Origin of the sequence: Leptolinea tardivitalis (genome assembly GCF_001050275.1) — a bacterium.
Taxonomy (GTDB): domain Bacteria; phylum Chloroflexota; class Anaerolineae; order Anaerolineales; family Anaerolineaceae; genus Leptolinea; species Leptolinea tardivitalis.
In genome coordinates, this window is the sequence record NZ_BBYA01000003.1 from 57,418 (window position 1) to 81,612 (window position 24,195).

Below are 24,195 nucleotides of genomic sequence, written 5' to 3' on the forward strand. Positions count from 1 at the left end.
GGATTCGGCGAAAGGAACCCAGTTGGATGGAATATATAAAATTAGCGATTGATTTCATTCTCCACATGGATAAATACCTGAGTGTGATCATTCAGGCCTGTGGATTATGGTCTTACCTGGTTTTGTTTGTGGTTATCTTTATCGAAACCGGTCTTGTGGTAACCCCCTTCCTGCCAGGAGATTCACTTCTATTTGCCGCCGGTGCATTTGCTGCCAAAGGGGATTTCAACCTTGAGCTTCTTTTTATCTTGATGGCAATCGCGGCAGTGCTTGGTGATACAGTAAACTACTGGATTGGTCATTCCATTGGCCCGAAAGTGTTCTCTGGAAACGTCCGTTTCTTAAAGAAAGAATACCTGGATAAAACCCAGGCTTTCTATGAGAAACATGGCGGAAAAACTATTTTCCTGGCGCGTTTCATCCCCATCATCCGCACCTTTGCCCCATTTGTAGCCGGTGTGGGAAAGATGCGGTATGGATATTTCATTTCCTATAATGTCATCGGTGGCATTGTATGGACGGCATTGTTTGTCTTTGGTGGTTACTTCTTTGGCAACCTGCCATTCATCCAGAAGAATTTCTCCCTGGTCATCATTGCCATTATTGTAATTTCGGTTTTGCCGGCAGTTTTCGAATATTTCAAAGGCCGACGTGAATCAAAAATGGCCGCCAAGAATGCACAACCAGCCGGGGAATGAACAGAGAATTCCTGCGACGCCTCATTAAAAAAGCCGTCCAGGTGCTAACTCGGACAGAATATTTAAATTTTGATAACATGCCGCCTTCGGGCGGCTTTATTCTTGCCACCAATCATAACAGCCGATTGGATATTCCCATTCTTTTTGCCAATCCGGTACGAAGTGATCTGACTGCGCTGATTGCGGATAATTACCGGTCTAATTTGTTCTTTTTAATTATCCTGCAATCAGGCGGCGCAATCTGGCTGGACCGACGGAAAGCGGACTTTTCAGCCTTTCGGCAGGCTGTAGATGTCATCAAACAGGGTCGGCCGTTGGGCATAGCGCCTGAAGGAACGCGCAGTCGAGTGGGCAAGCTTCTGGAAGGTAAATCGGGCATTCTGCTGCTGGCCTCCAGGGCAGGCGTCCCCATTGTGCCGGTTGGCATCACCGGAACAGAAGATGCCATGCAAAAGTTACTGACTTTTCGCAGACCGAAAATTGTTGCCCGGTTTGGCAAGCCATTCACCCTTCCGCCCCTTCCACGTGACGGCCGTGATGAAGCCATGGTGAAACATACAACGGAGGTGATGTGTCAGATCGCGGCGCTGCTCCCGAAAGAATACCGGGGGTTCTATGAAGGTTATGCCCGCGTGGGGGAGATCATCAGGGAAAACGGGTACTAGGAATCAGAATGTTGTATTAATTTGAATAATGATAAGTAAGTTGTTAACCTTCAATTCCCGGTAAGAACCATGCTGATCCTTTTTCATTGGTGATTTCTCTTCGAATTCTTGTCACTGCTTCTTCACAATAGGAAGGATTATTGTCAATAATCACGCTGTTTCTTCCGGACATGAGTGCCGCAATACCTGTTGTTCCACTTCCACCAAAAGGATCGATAACCAATCCTCCAGGTGGACATAACAACTTTATAAAAAATAATGGAAGGTCTACCGGGAAGACAGCAGGGTGGTTTTTATTCTTACCTACCAGGGGTAGATCAATTACATTTGATGGAGAGACTTCAGTTTTTCCCACCCACTTTGAAATGTCCCTGCCAAAACCGCTTTCATTTGATGAATTATGACGAGTAAAATCTACATCACTAAGGTTTTTCAGCCGGGATTTTGACCATTCTCCTATCGGTTTCTTTACTTCATCCCTATTAAAGAAAGGCGTTCTTGTTTTTGCCAAATGGAAACAATATTCCCATCCATCGCTCAATCTTGAAGGCCAAAAACCTGGCATTGGATTTGTTTTATGCCAAATATAATCATCAACCGCATACCAGCCATTTTCGGAAAGAGTTTGAATAGTATCCCAAACAAATCGATGTCTGACACCATTTACAACCTTATCTTTGATATTCAGGACAAAACTCCCATTTTCTAGTAATGAATTATAAAAAGGATCATGAAAGGTTAAAAACCATTCTACAAATTCATCAGGTGAAATACTGTCATAGTGTCTTTTTCTGGCATCAGCATAAGGTGGTGAAGTGACGATAAGGTTCGCGCAATTTTTAAAATCATTCAATACTTCTCTACTGTCGCCACATATAACAGTACAAGATAATTGATTAATTGTGATAGTTGTAGATGTAAACTCTTGAGATTCAAGCATTTTTATCTTCTACAGAAAAATTCCACTAATTTTTTAGGATTATTAAATCTTCCATCTTCACCAATTAAACCATGTTCTTTACAACATTTACCAAAAGATTCTATTAATTCGTCAGGAACAACTATTTTTATGGATAAAGAGTCTTTCTTTGTCTTAAGTAATACATCAAGCACGAATGACATTATTTCATCATAGGAGTAATTAGCAAAGAAAGGCCAGAAGAAATTTGCCAACCATACTTCAGTATTTACTGAATATGCCTGTTTTGTTTTTGAATTAGATTTTATGGTCCTTGATTTTTTCCCTTGATCCATAGCCAATCCAAATACACATAGATATGGACCCCTTCGATTGCGATCATTAATCGCCACTTGTTCCAATGCTTGGATCGCTTTTGGCCAATCCTGTCCGCCGAGTGTGTTCATTCGATTTTTTACTGAAACATACAGACTTAGCGGACTATTGGATTTATCAATAAATTCTATTTCAGCGTTGAAATCTGCTTCTGCAGTTCCTATATCAGACACACTTCTAAATCGCCCTGTAGAACGAGCACACTCAAATGCTAGGAATTGATATCTCCAACCAGAATTCATTCGTTCTTTTTGAAGAGTCCGCAATCTAAATTGATCTACACATACATCTTTATAATGCTCATTAAATAATTGATAAGCTGTGGCTGCTGGATCACCACAATAATCGCGAAAATATCTAAAAAGAGTTTTCCCCTCTTTGAAATATATTTCCTGAATTTGTGATTCATCTATTCCTTCGGGAATATTTAAAATTTCTCTACTGGATTTGATCTCCGCGTTCCTAATAGCGTTTGTTATGAAACGAGATATTTCTGTTTGTGAAATCTTGCGTGGATGAGTAATTAATTTAGATTCATCTAAACAAGAAAAGTATTGACTTCTTTGATCAGTAATTCTTGGGTAATTTTGAGGTGATGATTTTGTCATTGAAACCCTCCTAGAGTAGATTTATTCATTTTATCAAATCAATAGAATGAAAAACTCTTTTTTTTCAATATGGCAATGAGGCTTTTTTTAATACAATTGGTTTCTTTATGAAAAAGGAATTGTTTCAGTTTTTCTTTCAAAGAAATACAAGATCACACCAAAAACAGTGTTGATATTGACAATGCTATAATTCTTCACAACATTCATTTATGATTCCGAGGCAATATTGATATCGGGGAAACGAAGATATTCTTTTGCGAACATTTTATTCGTTCTGATGGCTGTACTGTTTTTTCTGCCCGCCTGCGTTCAGGGGTCATCCATTTCGCCGGCAGGCCGGGAACAGAACCCGGCTGTACCGCTCCCGATAGCGACACCCTCAAGCACCCCGGATGATTCCCCTGTAATCACAACCTATTTCACAGATCCGGTTATTAAGGGAGGGAGGGCTCCGGGACGCCAGATCATCGCCGACATGATAAGGGATATCAATGCTGCGCAGGATTCTATTGACGTGGCCATGTACAATTTCACTTTAAAAGATGTCAGTGAAGCACTCATCAAGGCTTCTGAACGCGGAACGGCCGTTCGCATAATTGTGGATAGTGATGCCCTGGACAAGCTTGACCTTTCCCGGCTGAAAAAGGCGGGCATCTATGCCATGGGCGACCGCCGGGAAAGTCTGATGCACAACAAGTTCGTGGTGATCGATAACCGTATCCTTTGGACGGGCAGCCTTAACCTGACGGAAAGTGGTGCCACTGATGACGAGAATGTGCAGGTCAGGTTTGTATCATCCGAACTGGCAGATAACTACCGGGAAAAATTCAATGCCATGTTCAACGATGACAAATTCGGGCCTGACAGCCGTTCAAAAACAGAAAAGACCGTATTCTCACTTTCCGGTGTACCCGTAGAGAATTATTTCTCGCCGGAAGACAAGATTGATACCCGCCTGGTTAAACTGGTGGGCAGTGCCAGGAAAAGTGTGCACATTCTGGCCTATTCCTTTACTCTTGACCGGCTGGCGGATGCCTTGATTAAGGCAGAAAAAGCCGGGGTGGACGTCAGTGGTGTGTTTGATGAAGAATCAACGGAAGATAATCAGGGGGCGGATTTCTGGAAACTTGAGAAAGCCGGATTGAATGTGCGCCTGGATGGGGAAGATGGACTGATGCACATCAAGGCGATCATCATTGACGGGAAAACTGTGGCGTTTGGTTCGTATAACTTCACGGCCAGTGCAGAGAACAAGAACGACGAAAATATGTTGATCGTCACTGACCCAAACCTGGCTGACAAATTTGAGGATGCATTTAATCGGATCTTTTCACGAGCAAATTAGCTTTGCAGGAAGAAAAAATGACAGACACGCAATTGACATTCCACCCACTTACTCCCGACCGCTGGGACGATTTCGTGACCGTCTTCGGGCAGAACGGCGCCTGCGGCGGATGCTGGTGCATGTACTGGCGGGCTTCGGGTAAAGCCTTTTCAGCCAGTACCAAAGAACAGAAGCGGCAGGGGATCAAAGCGCTGGTGGATGCCGGCCGCGAACCCGGCCTGTTGGCCTATGTGGACGGCCAGGCAGCCGCCTGGGTGGCGGTGGGACCGAGGAAGGATTTCCCCACCCTGAACAACTCACGCGTGCTGGCGCCGGTGGATGACCAACCTGTCTGGTCAATCGTGTGCTTCTTCGTACACCGAAAATACCGGCATGCAGGCTTGATGCGTCAACTGATCGACGCGGCGGTGGACTATGCCCGCTCGAAGGGTGCGAAGATCGTGGAAGGCTATCCCACCGAGCCTGGTGGCAAGGTGGAAGCAAGTTCGTTGTATCTGGGGGTTATGCCCGTGTTTCTTGAAGCGGGGTTTGTCGAGGTGGCCAGAAGGTCGGCGCATCACCCGGTGATGAGAAAATTCCTGGATTAAACCACCAGCGCCCCGAATGGTTCGGGGCGCATGTTATAATTTTGGTGCCGAAGGTGGGAATCGAACCCACATACCTTACGGTACACGATTTTGAGTCGTGCGCGTCTGCCAATTCCGCCACTCCGGCGAGCACATTGAGTATATCGGAACATTATCACTCGGTCAAGGATTCAAAAACCATGAAACTTGGAATTATCGGTTTACCCCAGAGTGGGAAAACAACACTCTTCAATGCACTAACCCGCGCCACCCAGCCTACCGGAATCACGGGCAAGATTGAAGTGCACACAGCGGTGGTCGATGTGCCCGATGACCGCGTGGATAAACTTTCTGCCATGTTCCAACCGAAGAAAACCATCTATACCAAAGTGACCTATGCCGATATCGCCGGGTTGGACGGCAGCGCCGGGAAGAGCGGCATCTCTGGTGCTTTATTGAACAACCTGACTCAGATGGATGGCTTCATTCATGTGGTGCGCTGCTTTGAAGATGAAAATGTCCCGCATCCCAATGGAAGTGTGGATCCGTTGCGGGATTTGGCGGCCATGGATTCTGAATTTCTTCTCAATGATCTCATTGCCGTGGAACGTAAGTTGGAAAAACTGGTGGAAGAGAAAAAGAAAGGCGCCGGGCGTGATAAAGCCATCATCGATCGGGAAACAGAATTGTTTACCCGGTTCCATGAGCAGCTCTCTCAGGAAAAATTGCTCCGCGACCTGACGTTGACGGCGGAAGAAGAAAAGATGCTGGCCGGATTCGGTTTCTTGAGCCGAAAACCGGTTCTGGTGGTGATGAACCTGTCTGAAGGACAGAAAGAGCCGGTGGTGAAATATGACCATCTACACAGTCAGGTGGTTTCGTTACAGGCCAAATTGGAAATGGATATTGCCCAGTTGCCGCCAGAAGAAGCCGCCATGTTCCTGCAGGAATATGGAATCTCCGAACCCAGCCTCAACCGCATGATCCGTCTTTCGTATGATTTGCTCGGATTGCAATCCTTCTTCACTGTTGGACCGGATGAAGTGCGCGCCTGGACAACCCGCCGGGGGGCAACCGCTCCTGAAGCGGCCGGGGAGATTCACACGGATTTGCAGAAAGGTTTCATCCGTGCCGAAGTGGTTTCGTACGATGATTTGATGTCACTCGGCGGAATGAATGAAGCCAAAGCCAAAGGCCGATTACGGCTTGAAGGTAAGGAATATGTTGTTCTGGATGGCGATATTTTGAATATCCGGTTTAACATATAGATCCATACCATTTTCCAAATTCAAAACAAGGTTTTTTTATTTCATTCACCGGCGGACATGACGGTATGAGTCTGCGGCTAATTAATCCTGTGCAGGGTTGAAGCAGGCGGTGCGATTTGAATCTGAAATCATTCACCTGATTTCCGCGTGCTTCAACCGATAGGCGTATTGCGGCAGGATCGCGGTAGACGCAAGCGGAGATGAGTAGAGTTTTCATAGACAGGTTGACTCGCGCTTGCATCTACCCTGACAAAATGATATTTGATTTAAAGGTTGGCGATGGATTTATTTAATTCTTTTTCCATATCGGGCAGGGAAACCCGGGCGGTCATATCAAGACTCAATGGTGTAACAGAAACAGCCCGTTCTTTAACCATCGTATAAACATCCGTACCGGGTTGCAAATCATTTGTTGAAGATCTGGCGTTGGCTGCCAGTTCACCGGTGGTATCCCATCCCCCATCTCGTTTGACATAAGGAATAAAATAGCGCTGTTTGGATTGCCGGGTGATATGAATGGGTGTTTCCAATGTTGCATCATATGGAATGACCAGATTCATCAGATCAACATCATCGGGCAGCGGCTGGAAAAGCATATAAGCAGCTACCAACCGGGTAAAGTGAGCCGCAACCGAAAAATCAAATTCTTTGGAGTGGCTCAGATAATCTTCAGCCACATTCTTCAATTGAAGACTGGTGGCCAGTGACGGAATCCCCAGCGAAGCGGCTTCCAATGCGGCGCCAAACGTACCAGAAGTGGTCAGGTCAGAGGCGATATTCTCACCATAATTTATCCCGGAAACCACCAGATCTGGTTTGACTTCCATTATTTCAAGTACGGCATGTTGCACTGTTTGTGTGGGGGTACCGCCCACGGCATAGACTTCCCAGATTTGATCACCAATATGCAACTCTGTGGTTGTAATTTTTCCATCAGAGCTCAACGGCATACTGCGTCCCATTCCACTGGCCTGTTCGCGAGGCGCAACGATGGTCACATAGCCGAGAGTTGAAAGCGCTTCTGCTGCTGCCCACAATCCTGGAGATTTGATGCTGTCATCATTGGTAAGTAGAATTTGTTTTCGTCTTGTTGTCATGGAAACTTGCATCTCCTGTTACAGATAAAAAGAAGCGGTTTAGCCGCTCCACAGAGAGAAAACTGATGAAAAAAGGCTGAACCTGTATGTACGACCAGATTGTACCTTAATTCTTCTAGAGAGAATTTGCCAGATGAAATCTTTTCAAGGCTGATTGAAGGTTTTCTGATAACGAAGTCAATTCAATGGAAGATGCCGAGAGTTCGTTCATTCCTTGAGATAAGTTTTGTATATCTTCAAATACGGTAGTCATTGAACTGCTGCTTTCCTGGCAAATCTGGTTGACATCATCCATCGTGCCTTGAATGATTTCAATACTGGCAGACATTTCATCTACCGCCTGCTGGTAGTTTTCTGCAATCGTAGAAACCTGATTAAGTGAATCCGTCAGTTTATCTGAATAGGCCACCATTCTATTGGATTCTTCTGAAATTTTCTCACTTGATGCCTGGCTCAGGCGGATGGCGTTTAAAATTTCAATCAGTGCCTTCCCGGCATTTTCACCCATCAAAACACCGCTTTCCACTTCATTTTGACTGTTTTGCATGGCAGAAGAGGCTTCATCGGCCGCTTTTTGAATGCGCGACACCAGAGTGGAGATTTCTTTGGCGGCGGTCGATGATTTTTCTGCCAATTTTCGAACTTCATCTGCCACAATGGAGAAACCTTTTCCATGTTCTCCGGCACGGGCAGCTTCAATGGCGGCATTCAAGGCCAATAAATTGGTTTGTGAAGCAATTTCTGTTATGGTTTCCAGAATGGCATCAATTTGCCTGGTTTGTTCACCCATTTCCCGCATTTTCTGCGAAGATTGGTTGACGATGAGTTGAATATTACGGAGGTTCTTTACAGCCGCTTCCACTGTTCCAGCACTCTGCTGCACGGTTCCGGTTGATTGCCGGGCTAATTGAGCCTGGTTGGACGAATTGCTGACTACTGTCTCAATCAACTGAGAAAAATCCTTCATCACAACATCAGTTTCAGTTACAGCTTTGGTTTGTTCCCTGGAGCCAGTTTCCACACTTTCAACCAGCGTGCCAATCTTTTTCAGATGGTCTCGGGTCCCCAGAACGGAATCCTTTTGGCGATGACTTCCTTCTCCCATTAAATCTATTGAACTTCGTATCTGATTGACCTCGTTGTCTATAGTCTTCGCCATTTTTTCCATTTGACTGGCCGATGCATTCAATTGTAAAGATTGTTCTCCAATTTTTTCAAATACAGATGAAAAAGACCGGGTCATTCGATTGAAGGCTTCTTCCACCGTCTTGAGATGGGTGATCATAAAATTCAAATCATCGGCCATATCGCCCAGTTCAGTCCGCGAATGGTAATCCACCGGGTTGGAGGTAATAGTCAATTGCTGGTCGAGGTTTCCTTCAGCCAATTGGTCACAGGCCGATGCCAGTCGGGGAAGATCATTTTCAGCCAGTGATTTGGCCAGTCCGCTCACTTTTAAGATGGGCAGGATGATCTTTTTTGAAATCAACCAGCCTAATAGGATGGTGATTGGCAGTGATAATAAAAAGATAAGACCGGAAACCAGGAGAAGCTGGTTTTCTTTTTTCTGGACGGTGACTTTATCAATATCCATGCCAAGCAAGGTCACCACTTCTCCCTTGCTGTTAAGAACAGGGGCATAACCGGTAAGCCATGTCCCCCATTCATCCGTGTAATAGTCAGCTTCTATTTGGGGGTGATCGAATAATCCAGAACTTTTAGCCAGTAAGGGACTCAAATCATCAATCGGCGCCCCGATTTCTATGGGTTCGGGATCGGTATCAACAATGAAACTCCATCCACCTTTTCCATCCGGAGACAGGGTATACAGGCAGCCAATATCTGGATTGGCTTCACGGACTTTCAGCAAGGGTGCAATCACCTTCTGATATTCAGGGCTGTTCCTATCGGTCTCAGGCGTGATAAGTGAATGGGCGTCACCGTCAACTGATAGGGCTGCAATGGTGACCTGGGACAACAGGTTTTTTCGCAGATCCTGGTCAAGGTCGGTACGATATTGCATGAATTGGACAGCAGTGAGGGCTCCGGAGATCAATACCAGCAAAGCAACCATGCTGGCGGTTAACTCAAACTGCAGAGAGTTCCAACCCTTTTTCATAATTCCTACCCGGATGATTAAGAATCAATATATACCTCATCATCATAGAGGAATCGGACGTGAATCATCCATATAAAATTAGTAAATAATGGAAAGAAGAGAGATTCTTCAAGCGTTTTCAATGACTACGGCTGTACCATAGGCCAAAACTTCGGTCACACCTTCCATTACATCGTTGGCGTCATAGCGCATCCCGATAATAGCATTGGCTCCCATAGCGCGAGCGTGTTCTTTCATAAGATCAAAGGCTTCTGATCGGGCATGTTCGCATAATTCGGTATAAATGCTGATGTTTCCACCAAATATCGTTTGAATGCTTCCGGCCAGATTTCCGAGCATACTGCGCGATCGGACGGTAATCCCCCGTACCACACCCAGCTGGCGGGTGATTTTATAGCCATCAAACCCAAAAGCAGTGGTGACCCACAGATCATTCATTGTTTTTTCCTCGATTCATTGTGATGATTAACAGTATGTACGTAAAAACAACCCGGTACATTTCAAGATGACCGGGAAACGTTTCTTTTGTCGCAGTAGATAGTTATAGTTGCGACGTGCAATGTGGACAGCGGGTAGCTTTGATCGGTATGGCTGTCTGGCAATAGGGGCAATCTTTGGTGGTTGGTTCGGCCGTTGGGGTAGGTTTTTGCAGCCGGTTGACCTGTTTGATCAGCAAGAAGATCGCGAATGCGATAATGAGGAAGTTGATGATGGTGTTGAAGAACAGTCCAATGTTCAACGTGGCGGCACCGGCATCTTTCGCCGCTGCCAGAGACGCATATGTTTTACCATCCAGGGGTATGAAGAGGTTGGAAAAATCCACTTTTCCCAACAATAATCCTATGGGCGGCATGATGATGTCATCCACCAGTGACGAGACAATCTTTCCAAATGCTCCGCCGATAATAATGCCTACGGCCAGGTCTATGACATTTCCGCGCATGATAAATTGCTTGAATTCCTTCCACATACCATCCTCCCTGAGGCATTTTTCTTAATTATAGAGTTTCCTGTAGCGAATAAAACCCCCAATACGATAAACTTCGTAAAATGTCATCCAAAGGGATGATGGAAATCACTTGCCCGAAATTTGGTTCACGGTTAAACTTCAATCGGAGTAATTTTATCTAATAATCGGAATTTGAGGTAATTACACATGCAGATCACTAAACAAGCGGACTATGCCCTCCGCGCCATGCTGTTTTTAGCCCAACTCCCTCCCAATCAGCGGGCTTCAACCAGCCAGATTGCCGATGAACAGGCCATTCCACCTTCATTTCTTGCGAAAATCATCTCTCAACTTTCTATAGCCGGTTTGATTCATACATCTCGTGGTGCCCGCGGCGGTGTCTCATTGGCGGTTTCCCCGGAAAAAATTTCGGTTCTGGATGTTGTAGAAGCAATCGACGGGCCTCTGGCTTTGAATGAATGTACGTTGAATCCGGCTATTTGCCCATCGGGACCTGATTGCCCTCTTCACTCTCTCTGGTGTGATGCCCAGGCAGAACTGGTGAGCCGTTTGAAAAAGACGACATTTGCCTCTGTTGTTCGATCGTCTGAAGCCTGACACTCCTTCATCCCAACTAAAGAATCCCTCTCTATGTCCTCAGAAACCTGAATTTATTCAGGGAAGATGATCCATAAGTATTTAACGCGAAAAAGAATAAGGCGGCGTATCCATCACTGGATTGCCGCTTTTCTTTTGACCACACGGAATGGAAATCCGTTTATACTGACAGTCCACCGTAACGCGGCAGAGAATTATTGATTTTCCTATGAATTGGGACAATAACAAATAATGAGACCACGGTCATTCAACCTTCAAATTACGATCTTTTTATTGATCCGCACTGCCATAAATACCTGCATCCGTATGGTCGGGCCGTTCCTGCTCGTTTTTGCCCGCGGCATTGGCGCAGATATGACCTCGATGGCGACCGCAGTTTCGGCTTCTATGGCTGCCAGTGCGGTTGGACCGTTTCTCGCAGAAATCGCAGACCGAAAAGGCCGAAAAGCCGGTATGCTGCTCGGTCTGGTCATTTTTACCCTTGGGGTTGGGTTGGTGATTGTCTGGCCGGCGTATGCCGCTTTCTTATTGGCTCTGCTTCTGGCCAGTCTGGGTAACAATCTCTTTCTGGCGGCAGTCCAGGCATATGTGGGTGACCAAATCCCTTATGAAAAACGCGGGGTCACTCTTTCGATATTGGAAATCAGTTGGGCGGGCGCTTTTATTGCCGGTGTTCCCCTGGTTGGATTCCTGATCGCCCGGGCTGGATGGGAATCGCCTTTTATTTCATTGTTCATTCTGGGTGTGCTATCGATCATCGGTGTCTTCCTCCTTGTTCCTGATGTTCCGGTTGAAAAGAATGCAGGTGAATCACTGAACGGCCTCCGGTTCAAATTGATCCTGAACACACCGGCAGCCCTTTTTGGATTGGCTCTGGGTTTTCTGGTGATCACCGGAAATAATGTGATCAGCATGATCTTTGGCGTTTGGATGGAGGAAGCCTACGGATTGAAAATCGCCGCCATTGGCGCTGCCGCCACCGTGATTGGTTTCGCCGAACTGGCTGGTGAAGGAACGGTTGGACTGGTGGTTGACCGATTTGGCAAAGGCCGCACCATTGCCGTCGGATTAATCATCAACATCCTATCTGCCATCCTGCCATTTTTCATCGGCGGTTCAGTGGCTGGCGCTTTGGTCTGGTTATTTATCTTCTACTTCTCATTTGAGGTCACCCTGGTGGCCGCCATACCCTTGATGACTGAAATATTACCGCAGGCCAGGGCTACGTTGATGGCTGTTTTTTTGGCGGCCAGTTCTCTCGGAATGGCCACCGGTGAATTTCTTGGACCGCGCCTCTATACCGCTGGAGGATTCACTGCCAATGTGGTGGCGGCTATGCTGGTCAATCTGTTGGGTTTGATCATCCTTCCGAAGGTACGGCGTTCAAAGTAAATTTCTGGTACTGACCACAAAGAGGCTGCCCCTGGTCTTTTTTGCATTTGGGGCAGCCTCGTTTTTTATCCCCCGGGAATGATCTGATGCTGTTTGCTTGTAAAATGTAAAAATTCTCTCCCGTCAGCCAAATATACAGGGGGCTGTTGTGATAAGATTCCAGTATGCTCATCCATAACATTTCACAGTTGCTAACCATGAAAGGCGGCCCGCAGCGCGGTCATGACCTGGGAAAATTAGGATTGATTGAACAGGGAGCTCTGTTGATGCGGGGAGAAAATATTGAAGCTGTTGGCACCCAGGATGAATTGCTCACAAAATATCCTGATGAGCCGCGTCTGGATGCCAATGGAAAAGTAATACTACCCGGTTTTGTGGATCCACATACCCACCTTGTTTGGGCAGGAGATCGGGCAGTGGAATTTGAAATGCGTCTTGAAGGACGCACATATTTGGAAATACTCGCTGCGGGTGGAGGCATCATTTCGACGGTGGAAGCCACGCGCAGCGCAGATTATCAAACGCTCTTTGCCCAAACACGCGCCCGGGCGAAAACCATGTTTCGTTATGGAACAACTACAGCCGAAGCCAAGACCGGATACGGCCTGGAATGCAAATCTGAATTGGACCAACTCCAGATATTGATGGATTTGGATAAAGAAGGCCCGCTGGAGATCGTACCCACCTTCCTGCCAGCGCATGCCGTAGCACCGGAATACAAGACGAACCCGGATGAATATGTCAGGTTGATCTGTTCGAAGATGCTTCCGGCTGCCAGGGAACACTGGGTAAAACATGCTGCCGGAAAACCGATGCCATTTGTGGATGTATTTTGTGAGACCGGCGCCTTTGATCTGGTGCAATCTCGCAGAATTTTTGAGACAGCCCGTGATCTTGGCTTTCCATTGAAGATCCATGCTGATGAATTTGATAACCTGGGTGGGGCCAGGCTTGCGGCAGAATTGGGTGCGGCATCCGCGGACCATCTGGTCAAAACATCCCTGGCAGATATAGAAGCGCTGGCTGCCAGTTCAACCGTTGCGGTGGCGCTGCCTTGTACTCCGTTTGGACTTGGTCAATCGGAATACACCCCGGCAAGGCAGATTCTTGATAAAGGCGGCTTGCTGGCTCTGGCCACAGATTGCAATCCGGGGACTGCCTGGTGTGAGAATATGCAATTCGTCATAGCCCTGGCCTGCCGCGCTCTAAAGCTTACCCCGGCCCAGGCAATTGCCGCTTCAACCATCAACTCGGCGGCTGCCATCCAGCGTGCTGACCGGATCGGCTCGATTGAACCTGGAAAACAGGCAGACCTGGTTTTCCTGTCTGTCGATGATTACCGCCATCTTGGATACCGCTTTGGAGAAAACCTTGTTAATACCGTAGTCAAAAAGGGACGGATCATCCCCATTTTATAGAGGTAAGAATGCTGACTGTTGAACAGGCCCGCGCCTTCTATTCCAGTGAAGACGCTGTCCATGATTTTGACCATGTGCTGCGCGTTTACCGTACGGCGATGAAACTGGGAAAGGAAGAAGGCGCCGACCTGGATATTCTTCAGGCAGCCGCATTGTTGCATGACTCACGCGGGGCAGAACCCGGAGGAGCCGGTCGGGCGCAACATCATATTGCTTCGGCTGTGTTTGCCGGAGAAGTGTTGGAAAATGAGGGTTGGTCGCCTGAAAGGATCAAGGCAGTCCAACATGCCATTCGCGCCCACCGGTATCGTGGAAAAGAGGACTTGCCGGAAACCATCGAGGCGAAAGTATTATTTGATTCTGACAAACTTGATGTGATCGGTGCTATTGGTACTGCCCGGACAATTGCCTACTCGGTTCTGGCCGGTGAACCGATGTATGAACATCCCAGTGAACAATTCCGTACAACCGGATGTGAAGTGGCGGGGGAACATCACTCTTCGTATCATGAGTATCTTTTTAAACTATGTAAGGTTAAAGACCGCCTGTTCACCGCATCTGCCCGGCGGATGGCGGAACAGCGCCACGCTGCCATGACGTCTTTTTTTGAGCAATTGGCTGCAGAATATGAAGGTTTGCTATAGGTAAGAATAGCCAGCTTTTTCATGTATTAATTTATATTTTGTTTGCCATGGATTGACAGGTTGAAGCGAGAAGAAATATTTAATTTGACGACTTCTTTCGTCTGATTTAGAATTTAAGAAATGCGTAGGTTAATTCAACCTGCCTGACTTTTCGATACTGGAAGAGGGACATATGAAATTTAATCGTCTGGCCTTAGTGTTATTTGTCTGTTTTACCTTGAGCGCCTGTGGAGGGAATTCCAGTGACGGAAAGTCAAACGTGAAAGCGCAGAATCCGAAACAGGAGGCTACTGCCAGTCAGGGGAAGGCTGAAAATGCTCAGGTTGTTAAAACCCAGGCTGGTAAAGAGCAGGAAGATACCAGTTATTTGAAAAAGATGAAGTGTCCGGAAAATGCAAAAAAAATGCTCTTTGCTTCTGACTGGTCGCCTCTTCAAACAACCAACTTTGATATCTTGAGCGTCAATGACGATGGAACAGAAATCACCCGCCTTACAGACCGATCTGTCTGGGAAGGGTCGCCGGTTTGGTCTGCTGATCGCTGCCGGATTGCGTATTCTGCGCTGACAGATTCAAAGAATGAATTTGACAAGGATGCATTGCTAGACATTTACGTAATGGATCCGGATGGTAGCAACCGAGTCCGGCTGACCAGTACAAAAGAAAATGATGATCAACCGGATTGGTCGCCAGACGGCAAGCGAATTGTCTTTATGTCTGAACGTGATAAAAACCGGGAAATCTATGTGATGTCATCCAAAGGTACAGATCAGGAGCGGCTTACCAATTCAAAGGCGAATGATGAACATCCGCACTGGTCTCCCAATAATGACCGGATAGTTTTTTCCACACATCGCGATGGGAACTGGGAAATCTATTTGATGGACCTGGATGGCAGCAACCTGGTCAACCTGACGAAAAATAAAGCGGATGATAAAGACAGCGCCTGGTCTCCTGATGGAAATCAGATGGCGTTTATCTCCAACCGTTCAGGAATCAAGGAAATTTACATCATGGATAAAGACGGCAGCAATGTGCGTCAGGTTACCCGGCAGAATGGTAAAAAACCGACCATTGATCAGGATATTGCCTGGTCTCCCGACGGCCAATGGCTTGCTTTTGCCGGAACAGTTACATCAAAAGAAGGAAAAGATATTCAGGCTATTTACAAAATTTCATTGGATGGATCAAAACTTGTAAAAGCCGTAAACCGCGATCCATCGACATCCAACAGCGTTGAATGGTAATCAGTCTTCCAGGACAAACGTTACCTTCATCTGAACACGGTATTCGCTGATCTCGCCTTTTTCATCCAAAAGAACTTCCTGGTTTTCAATCCAGGCAGATTTGACGTTCTTGAGGGTTTTATGGGCTCGAGCCACACCAATTCGGATGGCATCATCAAAATTTTTTGTTGAGGAAGATTTAATTTCTGTTACTCTGGCTACAGACATAATTCCCGCTCCTGTTTTCTAAGTGGATTAATGGCTTTACCCCATCGGTAAAGCCATTTTTATAATACGGGTAACAGGCTGATGAAACAACTGGTATTGATACAGAACAGAATGTCGAAAGATCATTCCTTTAAATAATCAACAACCGCATCCATTCCTTCGTGGAAGTTCTTGCGACCGAGACCCAGACGGAAATGTCCTCCCGGATAATCAAACATGCTGCCAGGAACGATCATCACACTGTAGCGATCAAGTACATTCCGGCAAAAATCTTCAACAGAACCTTTTCCTTTCCATCGAGGAAAGGCAATGGATCCTGCCCGAGGAGGAATCCAATCGAACTGATGTAAGTATTCTGTAAATACATTCTGGGCGATTTTAATATTCTCTCCAATAATCCGGAGGTTTCGGTCAACGATATTTGGGCGGTTTTGCAATGCGATCAATCCCAGCACTTCAGATGGAGCGCTGTTACAGATGGTCGTGTAATCTTTGAATCCCATCCATTTTTCGAGAAATTTGGTGTTTTGTGAAGCCAGCCAGCCGATTCGCAGGCCTGGTAAAGCCATTGACTTTGACAGTCCGGAAAGGGAAATCCCATTTTCATAAAGATCGCAAACAGCCGGCAAACGAAAAGACGGTTCACGTTCAAGCAGGCGGTACATCTCGTCAGAAAATAGAATAATACCTGACTCTCTGGCCAGATTGACAATGGTTTCCAGGTCTTCACGGGAAGGCAGGAAACCGGTTGGATTATTGGGAATATTCATAACGAGCAAACGTGTTGGAGGGGTGAGAAGTCTTTTTAATTCGTCAATATCCGCTTCCCATCCCTGTGTTGTGGGATGCAAATTCCAATAAAAGACATGGCAGCCTATTGATGCAGCAACTTCATATAATGATTGGTATGCCGGAGCAAGGACTACAACTCGATCACCTGGCTGTAATAAAGTCTGCATGGTGATGTAAATTAATTCCTCCGGGGCAGAAATTAAAAGATTATCCGGAGAAATATGCTCGTAGATTCGGGCAGCTTCCGCTCGTAGAAGCGGATTTCCCTGAGTTTCGGTGTATCCCAATTTAAGGTTGTTCCAGAGATTGAGACTATCGGGCGGTGCCATGGATAAAAGCTCAGTCATTGACAGGCTTTCGCAGTCAGATGAACTGAGCATGATTCGGGCTTTAAATTCATAGAGGGCATAATACCGTTCCAATTTAAAGGGCGCCAGTGTCATTTTTGCTCCAAAAAAATTGAATCAATTATCAAATATCAAAAAAGCATTGGATAATCTTAACATATTCATGCAATGTACCCATCTTGAGTGATTCATAAAAAGCAGAATAGGCCGTCTGGTATATCTTTAGACACATTGATCTTGCCGGGGGATATGGTACAGTCTTTTTATCCTGTATGCCGGCAGCGGCATTTTTATTCTATTGGAGGAAACATGCAGATCGTTACGGACCAGGGAATGGACCTTTCCCGCATCGATGCAGAAGGATTGAACATCCATACCGTGCCCTTGCGTATCACATTGAATGGAAAAACATATATCGGTGGGGATGATATTGATTATGTTACGTTCTATCAAATCCTGACGGAAACTGGTGCCTTCCCAACAACATCCCAGCCGTCACCGGGAGATTTTGCCGATGTTTACCGAAATCTGGCGAAAACCGATCCCGATATTCTTTCCATCCACATTTCGTCCGGTCTCAGTGGAACCGTCAACTCCGCCCGCCTGGGAGCTGAGATGGTTCGGGAAGCCAATGTAACCGTTCTAGATTCAAAAACTCTTTCCGGTCCTTTCGGATGGCAGGTTCAGGCTGCCGCCCATGCCATTCGTGCTGGCTGGTGTTTGGGAGACATCTTGAAACTGGTTGATCAGGTGCGTGAAGGAACCCATACTCTGTTTACTCTGGGAGACCTTCGGTATCTCATTCACGGTGGACGGATCAGCCATTTGAAGGGATTGATGGCGTCAATGCTTAACATCAAACCCATTATTGGTGTGGCAAAAGATGACGGAAAATACTATGCGTGGGGACGGGCGGCTACGTTGAGGCGGGCTATTCACCGCATGGCTGATATTGTGGCTGAAAAGGTTCCTTTAAATATTCCTGTACGGGTGCAATTTATTCACGGCAATAATCTGGAAGGGGTTGCCATGATCAAAGAAAGAATTGCCTCCATGTTCAATAATGTCTTCTTTGATGAAACCCTTCCTGTGGCACCCCTGTTGGGCGCGCATACCGGACCAAGCGTTGTCGGTATTGGTATAGCACCGCTGCACATTTTCACAAACAGCGGACTTAATATTCTGCGAACCGAAAAAGCTATCGCTGCCTGATGGATTTGGCAAAATAAAACGGAAGGATACGAAGGACAATTTCCATGTCCTTCCGTTATTTTATAAGTTTCTCAGGATTTTCTAGTTTCAACCTGACCTGTTTGGATCAAGCTGAACTATGTCAACCTGCCGGGTCAGATTTAAAAGCTTCGTGCCCATTCCGCTGCGCGTTCTATTTCACCTTCTTTTAATGGACCTTCTGAACCAAGGACAAAAAAACCGGCCGGATTGGCAACCTGTATTCCGCCTTTACGAACAAGCTTCTGGGCAATCGGTTCAGCCGCATAGCCAAAAATACCGGCGAAAAAGCGCAGAATACCAGGGGTCTTTTCATTCATTTCTGCACGTGTATCAAATGCAGCTACCTTGATACCTTTTAATGAACCAGAAGCAAGTGTGCCCAGGAAGGATTTAGTCTCCGGGCCTGGTTGGAACGCCCGGGTGGGGGATCCAACAATGAGCAGATCGAGACCACCCAATTTTTCTGGCGTCATCATGCTGACTTTGATTACTTCAGCCTCTGTCAAACCAAGTGATGATCCAATTGTTTGGGCGATTTTTTCTGTGTTGCCGAAAAAGGATTCGTATACCACAAGAGCTTTCATTTGCATCCCTCCTGAAGAGAGCAGTGAATTGGATTTTTTTAAAAATTATGAATATATTTATTGTACGAAGAATAGGCGCATTTGTTTCTGTTTTGTTTCAAATTCTGGTAATCTGACTGGTATTTGCAACTGAGTATTACTTGAACGCCTTTTTATTCGTTCTGAGGGATTTGGAGTAAAATCTCGTTTGTCAATAGACTCCCAGAAACAACTATTCATTGAAAGGTTAATCTAAATGCTGCCAATTGAAATAAAACCAGGTATTTTATGGGTGGGTGTTAATGACCGGATCACTGAATTGTTCGAGGGACTATGGACCATCAAGGAAGAAGGCGTTTCGTATAACAGCTATCTGATCCAGGATGAGAAAACCGCTGTAATTGACCTTTGCAAAGCCATGCTTTCTGGCGAATATTTTGACCAGCTTCAATCGCTGGTCCCGTTGGAAAAACTGGATTATGTCATCATCAACCATATGGAGCCCGATCATACCGGTGCTTTACGGAGATTAATAAAGAATGCCCCCGGAGTAACCCTGTTGGGAACAGCCAAGACTCGCGATATGCTGGCAGAATTCTACGGCATAACAGAAAATTTCCGGGTCGTTACCGATGGTGAGACGATTAATCTGGGCAAACACACGCTCCGGTTTGTGATCACACCTTTCCTTCATTGGCCAGAGACGATGATGACCTATGAAGAAAGCCAGAAGATTTTATTCTCCTGTGACGCCTTTGGCAGTTATGGTGTTCTTAATGGCAACATCTTTGATGACGCCTTTATGCCAGTAGCCTGGTATGAAGAACAGGCGCTTCGATATTATTCCAATATCGTTTCCATATTCCCAAAGCCAGTGCGTAATGCGATTGCGAAACTGGCCAATGTGCCGATTGACGTAATTGCTCCCTCGCATGGCCTGGTATGGCGAAATCATCCAGAACGAATAGTTGATCTCTATCAGAAATGGTCTGGTTATGCCACAGAACCGGCAGATCTGGGAGTGACTCTATTATTTGGTTCGATTTATGGCAACACAGAAGAAGCCATGGAAGCAGTGGCACAGGGTGTTGTAGATGCCGGAGTGCCCCTCAACGTGTTCAATGTTACCAAAACGCCGGTCAGTTACATACTTCCCAGCCTGTTGACTCAATGCGGTGTGTTAGTTGGAGCCCCGACGTATGAAGGCGGCCTTTTCCCCCAGATGGTGCACGTGATGGAAATGGCGGAAGCCAAACATATTTTTGACCGAAAGACGGCGTATTTCGGGAGCCACGGCTGGATTGGCGGTGGTGAGAGAGAATTCATCCGTCTGGCTGGAGAATTGAAATGGGAAGTTCTGGGTGCTTTCAATTTTACCGGATCACCCAGCCGTGATGAATTGATTCAGGCTCGCGAATTTGGCAAAGTTTTCGCCCAAAAACTGAAAAGTTAATTTAAATGCTTGAAATGTAAGTAAGAAAACCGTCCGGTTTGATTACAATCCGGGCGGTTTTCACGTCTTTTTTAGGTGGTTTTCTTTTGTTTTAATTGTTCTTTTATAGAATTTCAAGCTGCAACCATATACCATGTGAATAGTGTTAATCTCATTATTGAATGGCGGGACAGAAAACAACTTATCGTACCTGTTCTTATTTCAGGTGAGATGGACGATCCGGCAGCATTGAAATTCTCCAGGTTTTTGATCAATAAGGCTTTACCAAAAAAAGTGTAAGATACATTTCTTGTGCAGGATGAAGGGTCTTGCAGGGAAAAGCAAAAATCATCTCAATTAACATCACAAACAGGTAGAGTACTCATAGTTCTCTAATATAAGTGCGGGAAAATAGAACCTACCCTGGCAGGAAAGGATGGTTTGAAATGGACTGCGAATTCCAGGAAATTGTCAGTCAAAAGAATAATATAGTTGCAGATAATAAAGATAAATACTTTCGTAGATTAATATCTGAAAATGTCCTGGAAGCCATTGTCATTGTGCAAAATGAGAAACTGGTTTTCTGCAATTCAAAAACCACCGAACTGACCGGCTATTCAGAAGCCGAACTTCTTTCGTCGCAATTTATTGATTTTATTTATGCCGATGATCGGGAAATTCTATTCGATCGCTACCAAAGACGATTACGCGGTGAAAATCTGGAGAATAAATTCCAATTCAGAATTAATAAAAAGGATGGAGATATCATCTGGGTGGAAATGAACTCTGTCAAAATTGAATGGGAGGAAGAATCTGCCACCCTTAACTTCCTCTCGGATATCACAATACAGAAAGTAACAGAAAACTATCTTCGCAGAAGCGAGGCACTTTACCGATCCATTCTCAAGGCATCTCCCGATGACATCACAATCACCGATCTTGAAGGTAATATCCGCATGGTTTCTCCTTCTGCATACAAACTATTTGGATACGCACAGGGAAAAACTCTTTTAGGGCGGACAATCCTGGATTTTCTATCTCCTGAAGATCGATCAAGAGCAAAAGACAATATTTCCTATATCCTGAATCAAAGTTTTCAGGGACCGGTCAATTACACGGGGATTCGAGCAGATGGATCGAGCTTTGACATTGAAGTCAATGCAGAAGCCATACGGGATGAAGAAGATCACCCCACTGGAATAGTGTTTATTATCCGTGATATTACAGAGCGACGGAGATCTGAAGATGATCTGAATACCGAACGTATCTTGATGAAGAATTTGATGGATAACGTTCCCATTCAAATCTATTTTAAAGACCGTGAGAGCCGGTTCATCAGAGTCAATACCCAACAGGCCAGGCTTTTGGGGGTAGACGATCCTGATGAGGTGATCGGCAAATCTGATTTTGACTTCTTCACAGAGGAACATGCCCGGCAGGCGTATGAAGATGAGCAAACCATCATCCGCACGGGGGAACCTGTTCACAAGGAAGAAAAGGAAACGTATGAGGGGCAGGCTGACCGCTGGGTTCTGACCAGTAAGCTGCCTCTGCGCGATAAAAATGGTGAAATCATTGGCACCTTCGGCACATCTACAGATATTACAGAACGCAAGCGCGCAGTGGAAGAGCTTCAGGAGACTAATCTCGAACTCGAGAAGTCTATTTCGCAGGCGAATACGCTGGCAGTAGAAGCAGAAATGGCGAATATCGCCAAGAGTGAATTCCTGGCAAATATGAGCCATGAAATTCGCACACCAATGAACGGCGTAATTGGTATGACTGGTCTTTTGTTGGATACAAACCTGGATGAAGAACAACAGCGTTATGCTGAAATCATCCGGTCCAGCGGTGAAACGCTGCTCACCCTGATCAATGATATTCTCGATTTTTCAAAAATCGAAGCTGGAAAACTTGAACTGGAAATCATGAATTTTGACTTACACAGCCTGCTGGATGATTTTGCCAGTGCGCTCGCCATACGAGCCCATGAGAAGGAGTTGGAATTCATCTGTTGTGCCGACCCTGATGTGCCAGCTTTATTGCAGGGTGATCCTGGAAGGCTTCGCCAGATCCTTACTAATCTGGTGGGGAATGCGTTGAAATTCACCAGCCAGGGTGAGATAGCCGTCCAGGTACGCTGCCTGGGAAGAACTTGTGATGATGTAGAACTTCTCTTTTCCATTCGGGATACAGGCATCGGCATTGCTGCCGATAAGCTTGATTTGATCTTTAATAAATTCACGCAGGCAGATGCTTCGACAACCCGTCAGTTTGGCGGAACCGGATTGGGATTAGCTATTTCGAAGCAGCTCGCAGAGCTGATGGGCGGCACTATTGGAGTAAAAAGCGAAATTGGTAAAGGTTCTGAGTTCTGGTTCACCATCCGGATGAAATTGCAGCCTGAAGGCAGCATGGCCAATATTCCAATTCCGGCCAACCTTCATGGAGTGCGTATTCTCATAGTGGATGACAATGCCACCAACCGTGAAATGTTAAACATTCGCATGACATCCTGGGGGATGCGTCCGGTGGAAGCAGCAGATGGTTTCACCGCCCTGGAATTGTTGAAAGCAGCATTTGAACAAGGCGATCCTTTCCAGATGGCTGTTCTGGATATGCATATGCCGTGTATGGATGGAGCTATGTTGGCCAGAAAGATCAAGGCGGATGCGCGGCTGGCAGAAATTCCTCTTGTGCTTTTAACGTCACTCGGTGAACGCGGTGACGCCCGTCGTTTTAAAGAGATTGGTTTTGCAGGATATCTGGTAAAACCTCTGCGGCATTCTGATCTGTTCAACGTATTATCGGTAACCCTGGCAACCAGCAAGGGTGATGGCACAACTGAGGTTATTAACCAGCCGATTGTCACAAGTCATTCAGCCCGTGAGATTCATCGCATAACAGTGGATGCCAGAAAGCGCATATTACTGGTTGAAGATAACATCATCAACCAGCAGGTGGCATTGGGAATTCTTAAAAAATATGGAATGAAAGCCGATGCTGCTGCTGATGGAGCCGAAGCATTGAAGGCTTTGGAGACCATTCCATATGATCTGGTGTTAATGGATGTTCAGATGCCGGTGATGGATGGTTTTGAAGCCACCCGCCGTATTCGGGATCATAAGACCCCGGTTTTGAATCATGATGTTCCCGTTATCGCAATGACGGCGAATGCGCTGCAGGGAGATCGGGAAATCTGCCTGGCGGCTGGTATGAATGATTACGTATCCAAACCGATCCAACCTGAAAAACTGGCCGAAGTTTTGGAACGCTGGCTTCCGGATCATGGAAATTCAGAGAAAACTCCAGAAAATGTGATTCCTTCCTGCCTGGATGATGCGACGGTAGATGATGGGAAACCTGTATTTGATAAACCTGCCCTTTTACAACGTCTCATGGCGGATGAAGAGTTGTTAAAAACAGTGATTTCCATCTATCTTAACGATACCCCGATACAAATTCTTGAATTGAAAAAAGCGTTGCAAAGCAGAGATATCGCCGGTGTACAGCTCAGAGTGCATACGATAAAAGGTGCGTCAGCCAATATCAGTGCAGAAGCCATTCGCGCAACAGCCATAAGGCTCGAAAAACTCAGTAAAAATGGCGACCTGGATGGCGTTTGTGCCGGAATGAGCGAATTGGAACGACAATTTGACCGCCTGAAGGTTGTTCTTCAAAACGAAATCTGAAT

Annotated in this window: 22 protein-coding genes and 1 tRNA gene; 13 read left to right on the top strand and 10 right to left on the bottom strand. The window is 46.0% G+C overall.

All coding sequences use genetic code 11. From position 1 onward, the window contains the following. Positions 1–26 precede the first annotated feature (26 nt). Positions 27–698, top strand: coding sequence for a DedA family protein (locus tag LTAR_RS02900; RefSeq protein ID WP_062420668.1), 672 nt, complete (start codon positions 27–29; stop codon positions 696–698). After that, positions 695–1,363 carry a lysophospholipid acyltransferase family protein gene (locus LTAR_RS02905; RefSeq protein ID WP_062420669.1) on the top strand — a complete coding sequence of 223 codons (669 nt, stop codon included), beginning with the start codon at positions 695–697 and terminating at the stop codon, positions 1,361–1,363. Before LTAR_RS02900 ends, LTAR_RS02905 begins: the two co-directional genes overlap by 4 nt. 43 nt (positions 1,364–1,406) lie before the next feature. Here the strand turns inward: LTAR_RS02905 and LTAR_RS02910 are convergent, their stop codons facing one another. Both LTAR_RS02910 and LTAR_RS02915 read right to left on the bottom strand, forming a co-directional pair. Continuing rightward, positions 1,407–2,303, bottom strand: coding sequence for a DNA-methyltransferase (locus tag LTAR_RS02910; protein WP_062531841.1), 897 nt, complete (start codon positions 2,301–2,303; stop codon positions 1,407–1,409). Between the two features lie 2 nt (positions 2,304–2,305). After that, positions 2,306–3,265: a hypothetical protein gene (locus LTAR_RS02915; protein ID WP_062420671.1), complete on the bottom strand. Its 960-nt coding sequence runs from the start codon at positions 3,263–3,265 to the stop codon at positions 2,306–2,308. Positions 3,266–3,542: 277 nt separating this feature from the next. Between LTAR_RS02915 and LTAR_RS02920 the strand changes: the two genes are divergently transcribed. Further along, the gene (locus tag LTAR_RS02920) at positions 3,543–4,610 is read left to right on the top strand and encodes a phospholipase D-like domain-containing protein (RefSeq protein ID WP_062420672.1); all 1,068 of its coding nucleotides are present in this window, start codon (positions 3,543–3,545) and stop codon (positions 4,608–4,610) included. Positions 4,611–4,627: 17 nt separating this feature from the next. Then, positions 4,628–5,197: a GNAT family N-acetyltransferase gene (locus tag LTAR_RS02925; RefSeq protein WP_062420673.1), complete on the top strand. Its 570-nt coding sequence runs from the start codon at positions 4,628–4,630 to the stop codon at positions 5,195–5,197. Between the two features lie 42 nt (positions 5,198–5,239). Here LTAR_RS02925 and LTAR_RS02930 read toward each other — a convergent pair. Further along, a tRNA-Leu gene (locus LTAR_RS02930) sits at positions 5,240–5,324 on the bottom strand. Positions 5,325–5,376: 52 nt separating this feature from the next. Between LTAR_RS02930 and ychF the strand changes: the two genes are divergently transcribed. Beyond that, entirely contained in the window at positions 5,377–6,444 is a 1,068-nt protein-coding gene (gene ychF, locus LTAR_RS02935) for a redox-regulated ATPase YchF (RefSeq protein ID WP_062420674.1), read from the top strand. 266 nt (positions 6,445–6,710) lie between these two features. Here ychF and surE read toward each other — a convergent pair whose 3' ends face one another. From surE to mscL, 4 genes are all read right to left on the bottom strand, one after another. After that, positions 6,711–7,541 carry a 5'/3'-nucleotidase SurE gene (gene surE, locus LTAR_RS02940; protein ID WP_062420675.1) on the bottom strand — a complete coding sequence of 277 codons (831 nt, stop codon included), beginning with the start codon at positions 7,539–7,541 and terminating at the stop codon, positions 6,711–6,713. A 115-nt stretch (positions 7,542–7,656) separates the two neighbouring features. Next, positions 7,657–9,660: a methyl-accepting chemotaxis protein gene (locus tag LTAR_RS02945; protein WP_062420676.1), complete on the bottom strand. Its 2,004-nt coding sequence runs from the start codon at positions 9,658–9,660 to the stop codon at positions 7,657–7,659. Between the two features lie 108 nt (positions 9,661–9,768). Continuing rightward, complete coding sequence (locus LTAR_RS02950) at positions 9,769–10,098, bottom strand: YbjQ family protein (protein WP_062420677.1); 330 nt, start codon at positions 10,096–10,098, stop codon at positions 9,769–9,771. Positions 10,099–10,201: 103 nt separating this feature from the next. Further along, positions 10,202–10,630 (bottom strand): large conductance mechanosensitive channel protein MscL, encoded by a 429-nt coding sequence (gene mscL / locus LTAR_RS02955; protein ID WP_062420678.1) that lies wholly within the window; start codon positions 10,628–10,630, stop codon positions 10,202–10,204. 186 nt (positions 10,631–10,816) lie between these two features. On the opposite strand from mscL, the gene LTAR_RS02960 reads away from it, so the two are divergent. The 5 genes from LTAR_RS02960 to LTAR_RS02980 all read left to right on the top strand — a co-directional run bounded on the left by LTAR_RS02960 (position 10,817) and on the right by LTAR_RS02980 (position 15,927). After that, positions 10,817–11,227 (top strand): RrF2 family transcriptional regulator, encoded by a 411-nt coding sequence (locus tag LTAR_RS02960; RefSeq protein ID WP_062420679.1) that lies wholly within the window; start codon positions 10,817–10,819, stop codon positions 11,225–11,227. Between the two features lie 231 nt (positions 11,228–11,458). Continuing rightward, positions 11,459–12,619 carry an MFS transporter gene (locus LTAR_RS02965; RefSeq protein WP_062420680.1) on the top strand — a complete coding sequence of 387 codons (1,161 nt, stop codon included), beginning with the start codon at positions 11,459–11,461 and terminating at the stop codon, positions 12,617–12,619. Positions 12,620–12,783: 164 nt separating this feature from the next. Then, positions 12,784–14,037 (top strand): imidazolonepropionase, encoded by a 1,254-nt coding sequence (hutI, locus tag LTAR_RS02970; RefSeq protein ID WP_062420681.1) that lies wholly within the window; start codon positions 12,784–12,786, stop codon positions 14,035–14,037. Positions 14,038–14,045: 8 nt separating this feature from the next. Then, positions 14,046–14,681, top strand: coding sequence for an HD domain-containing protein (locus LTAR_RS02975; protein WP_062420682.1), 636 nt, complete (start codon positions 14,046–14,048; stop codon positions 14,679–14,681). A 172-nt stretch (positions 14,682–14,853) separates the two neighbouring features. Beyond that, the gene (locus LTAR_RS02980; RefSeq protein ID WP_062420683.1) at positions 14,854–15,927 is read left to right on the top strand and encodes a TolB family protein; all 1,074 of its coding nucleotides are present in this window, start codon (positions 14,854–14,856) and stop codon (positions 15,925–15,927) included. Here LTAR_RS02980 and LTAR_RS02985 read toward each other — a convergent pair whose 3' ends face one another. Both LTAR_RS02985 and LTAR_RS02990 read right to left on the bottom strand, forming a co-directional pair. Then, entirely contained in the window at positions 15,928–16,134 is a 207-nt protein-coding gene (locus tag LTAR_RS02985) for a dodecin family protein (RefSeq protein WP_062420684.1), read from the bottom strand. Positions 16,135–16,256: 122 nt separating this feature from the next. After that, positions 16,257–17,369 (bottom strand): aminotransferase class I/II-fold pyridoxal phosphate-dependent enzyme, encoded by a 1,113-nt coding sequence (locus tag LTAR_RS02990; protein WP_062420685.1) that lies wholly within the window; start codon positions 17,367–17,369, stop codon positions 16,257–16,259. Positions 17,370–17,582: 213 nt separating this feature from the next. Between LTAR_RS02990 and LTAR_RS02995 the strand changes: the two genes are divergently transcribed. Further along, positions 17,583–18,485 (top strand): DegV family protein, encoded by a 903-nt coding sequence (locus tag LTAR_RS02995; RefSeq protein ID WP_062420686.1) that lies wholly within the window; start codon positions 17,583–17,585, stop codon positions 18,483–18,485. 140 nt (positions 18,486–18,625) lie between these two features. On the opposite strand, the gene LTAR_RS03000 is transcribed toward LTAR_RS02995, so the two are convergent. Further along, positions 18,626–19,090 carry a flavodoxin family protein gene (locus tag LTAR_RS03000; protein WP_062420687.1) on the bottom strand — a complete coding sequence of 155 codons (465 nt, stop codon included), beginning with the start codon at positions 19,088–19,090 and terminating at the stop codon, positions 18,626–18,628. 235 nt (positions 19,091–19,325) lie between these two features. Between LTAR_RS03000 and LTAR_RS03005 the strand changes: the two genes are divergently transcribed. Next, positions 19,326–20,522: an FprA family A-type flavoprotein gene (locus tag LTAR_RS03005; RefSeq protein ID WP_062420688.1), complete on the top strand. Its 1,197-nt coding sequence runs from the start codon at positions 19,326–19,328 to the stop codon at positions 20,520–20,522. 425 nt (positions 20,523–20,947) lie between these two features. Further along, positions 20,948–24,193: a PAS domain S-box protein gene (locus tag LTAR_RS03010; protein ID WP_062420689.1), complete on the top strand. Its 3,246-nt coding sequence runs from the start codon at positions 20,948–20,950 to the stop codon at positions 24,191–24,193. Positions 24,194–24,195 lie beyond the last annotated feature (2 nt).

What these genes read in the sequence shown, in the direction of transcription:
- LTAR_RS02900 (WP_062420668.1), top strand. Translation starts at nt 27, where the DNA reads ATGGAATATATAAAATTAGCGATTGATTTCATTCTCCACATGGATAAA.
- LTAR_RS02905 (WP_062420669.1), top strand. Translation starts at nt 695, where the DNA reads ATGAACAGAGAATTCCTGCGACGCCTCATTAAAAAAGCCGTCCAGGTG.
- LTAR_RS02910 (WP_062531841.1), bottom strand. Translation starts at nt 2,303, where the DNA reads ATGCTTGAATCTCAAGAGTTTACATCTACAACTATCACAATTAATCAA.
- LTAR_RS02915 (WP_062420671.1), bottom strand. Translation starts at nt 3,265, where the DNA reads ATGACAAAATCATCACCTCAAAATTACCCAAGAATTACTGATCAAAGA.
- LTAR_RS02920 (WP_062420672.1), top strand. Translation starts at nt 3,543, where the DNA reads ATGGCTGTACTGTTTTTTCTGCCCGCCTGCGTTCAGGGGTCATCCATT.
- LTAR_RS02925 (WP_062420673.1), top strand. Translation starts at nt 4,628, where the DNA reads ATGACAGACACGCAATTGACATTCCACCCACTTACTCCCGACCGCTGG.
- ychF (WP_062420674.1), top strand. Translation starts at nt 5,377, where the DNA reads ATGAAACTTGGAATTATCGGTTTACCCCAGAGTGGGAAAACAACACTC.
- surE (WP_062420675.1), bottom strand. Translation starts at nt 7,541, where the DNA reads ATGACAACAAGACGAAAACAAATTCTACTTACCAATGATGACAGCATC.
- LTAR_RS02945 (WP_062420676.1), bottom strand. Translation starts at nt 9,660, where the DNA reads ATGAAAAAGGGTTGGAACTCTCTGCAGTTTGAGTTAACCGCCAGCATG.
- LTAR_RS02950 (WP_062420677.1), bottom strand. Translation starts at nt 10,098, where the DNA reads ATGAATGATCTGTGGGTCACCACTGCTTTTGGGTTTGATGGCTATAAA.
- mscL (WP_062420678.1), bottom strand. Translation starts at nt 10,630, where the DNA reads ATGTGGAAGGAATTCAAGCAATTTATCATGCGCGGAAATGTCATAGAC.
- LTAR_RS02960 (WP_062420679.1), top strand. Translation starts at nt 10,817, where the DNA reads ATGCAGATCACTAAACAAGCGGACTATGCCCTCCGCGCCATGCTGTTT.
- LTAR_RS02965 (WP_062420680.1), top strand. Translation starts at nt 11,459, where the DNA reads ATGAGACCACGGTCATTCAACCTTCAAATTACGATCTTTTTATTGATC.
- hutI (WP_062420681.1), top strand. Translation starts at nt 12,784, where the DNA reads ATGCTCATCCATAACATTTCACAGTTGCTAACCATGAAAGGCGGCCCG.
- LTAR_RS02975 (WP_062420682.1), top strand. Translation starts at nt 14,046, where the DNA reads ATGCTGACTGTTGAACAGGCCCGCGCCTTCTATTCCAGTGAAGACGCT.
- LTAR_RS02980 (WP_062420683.1), top strand. Translation starts at nt 14,854, where the DNA reads ATGAAATTTAATCGTCTGGCCTTAGTGTTATTTGTCTGTTTTACCTTG.
- LTAR_RS02985 (WP_062420684.1), bottom strand. Translation starts at nt 16,134, where the DNA reads ATGTCTGTAGCCAGAGTAACAGAAATTAAATCTTCCTCAACAAAAAAT.
- LTAR_RS02990 (WP_062420685.1), bottom strand. Translation starts at nt 17,369, where the DNA reads ATGACACTGGCGCCCTTTAAATTGGAACGGTATTATGCCCTCTATGAA.
- LTAR_RS02995 (WP_062420686.1), top strand. Translation starts at nt 17,583, where the DNA reads ATGCAGATCGTTACGGACCAGGGAATGGACCTTTCCCGCATCGATGCA.
- LTAR_RS03000 (WP_062420687.1), bottom strand. Translation starts at nt 19,090, where the DNA reads ATGAAAGCTCTTGTGGTATACGAATCCTTTTTCGGCAACACAGAAAAA.
- LTAR_RS03005 (WP_062420688.1), top strand. Translation starts at nt 19,326, where the DNA reads ATGCTGCCAATTGAAATAAAACCAGGTATTTTATGGGTGGGTGTTAAT.
- LTAR_RS03010 (WP_062420689.1), top strand. Translation starts at nt 20,948, where the DNA reads ATGGACTGCGAATTCCAGGAAATTGTCAGTCAAAAGAATAATATAGTT.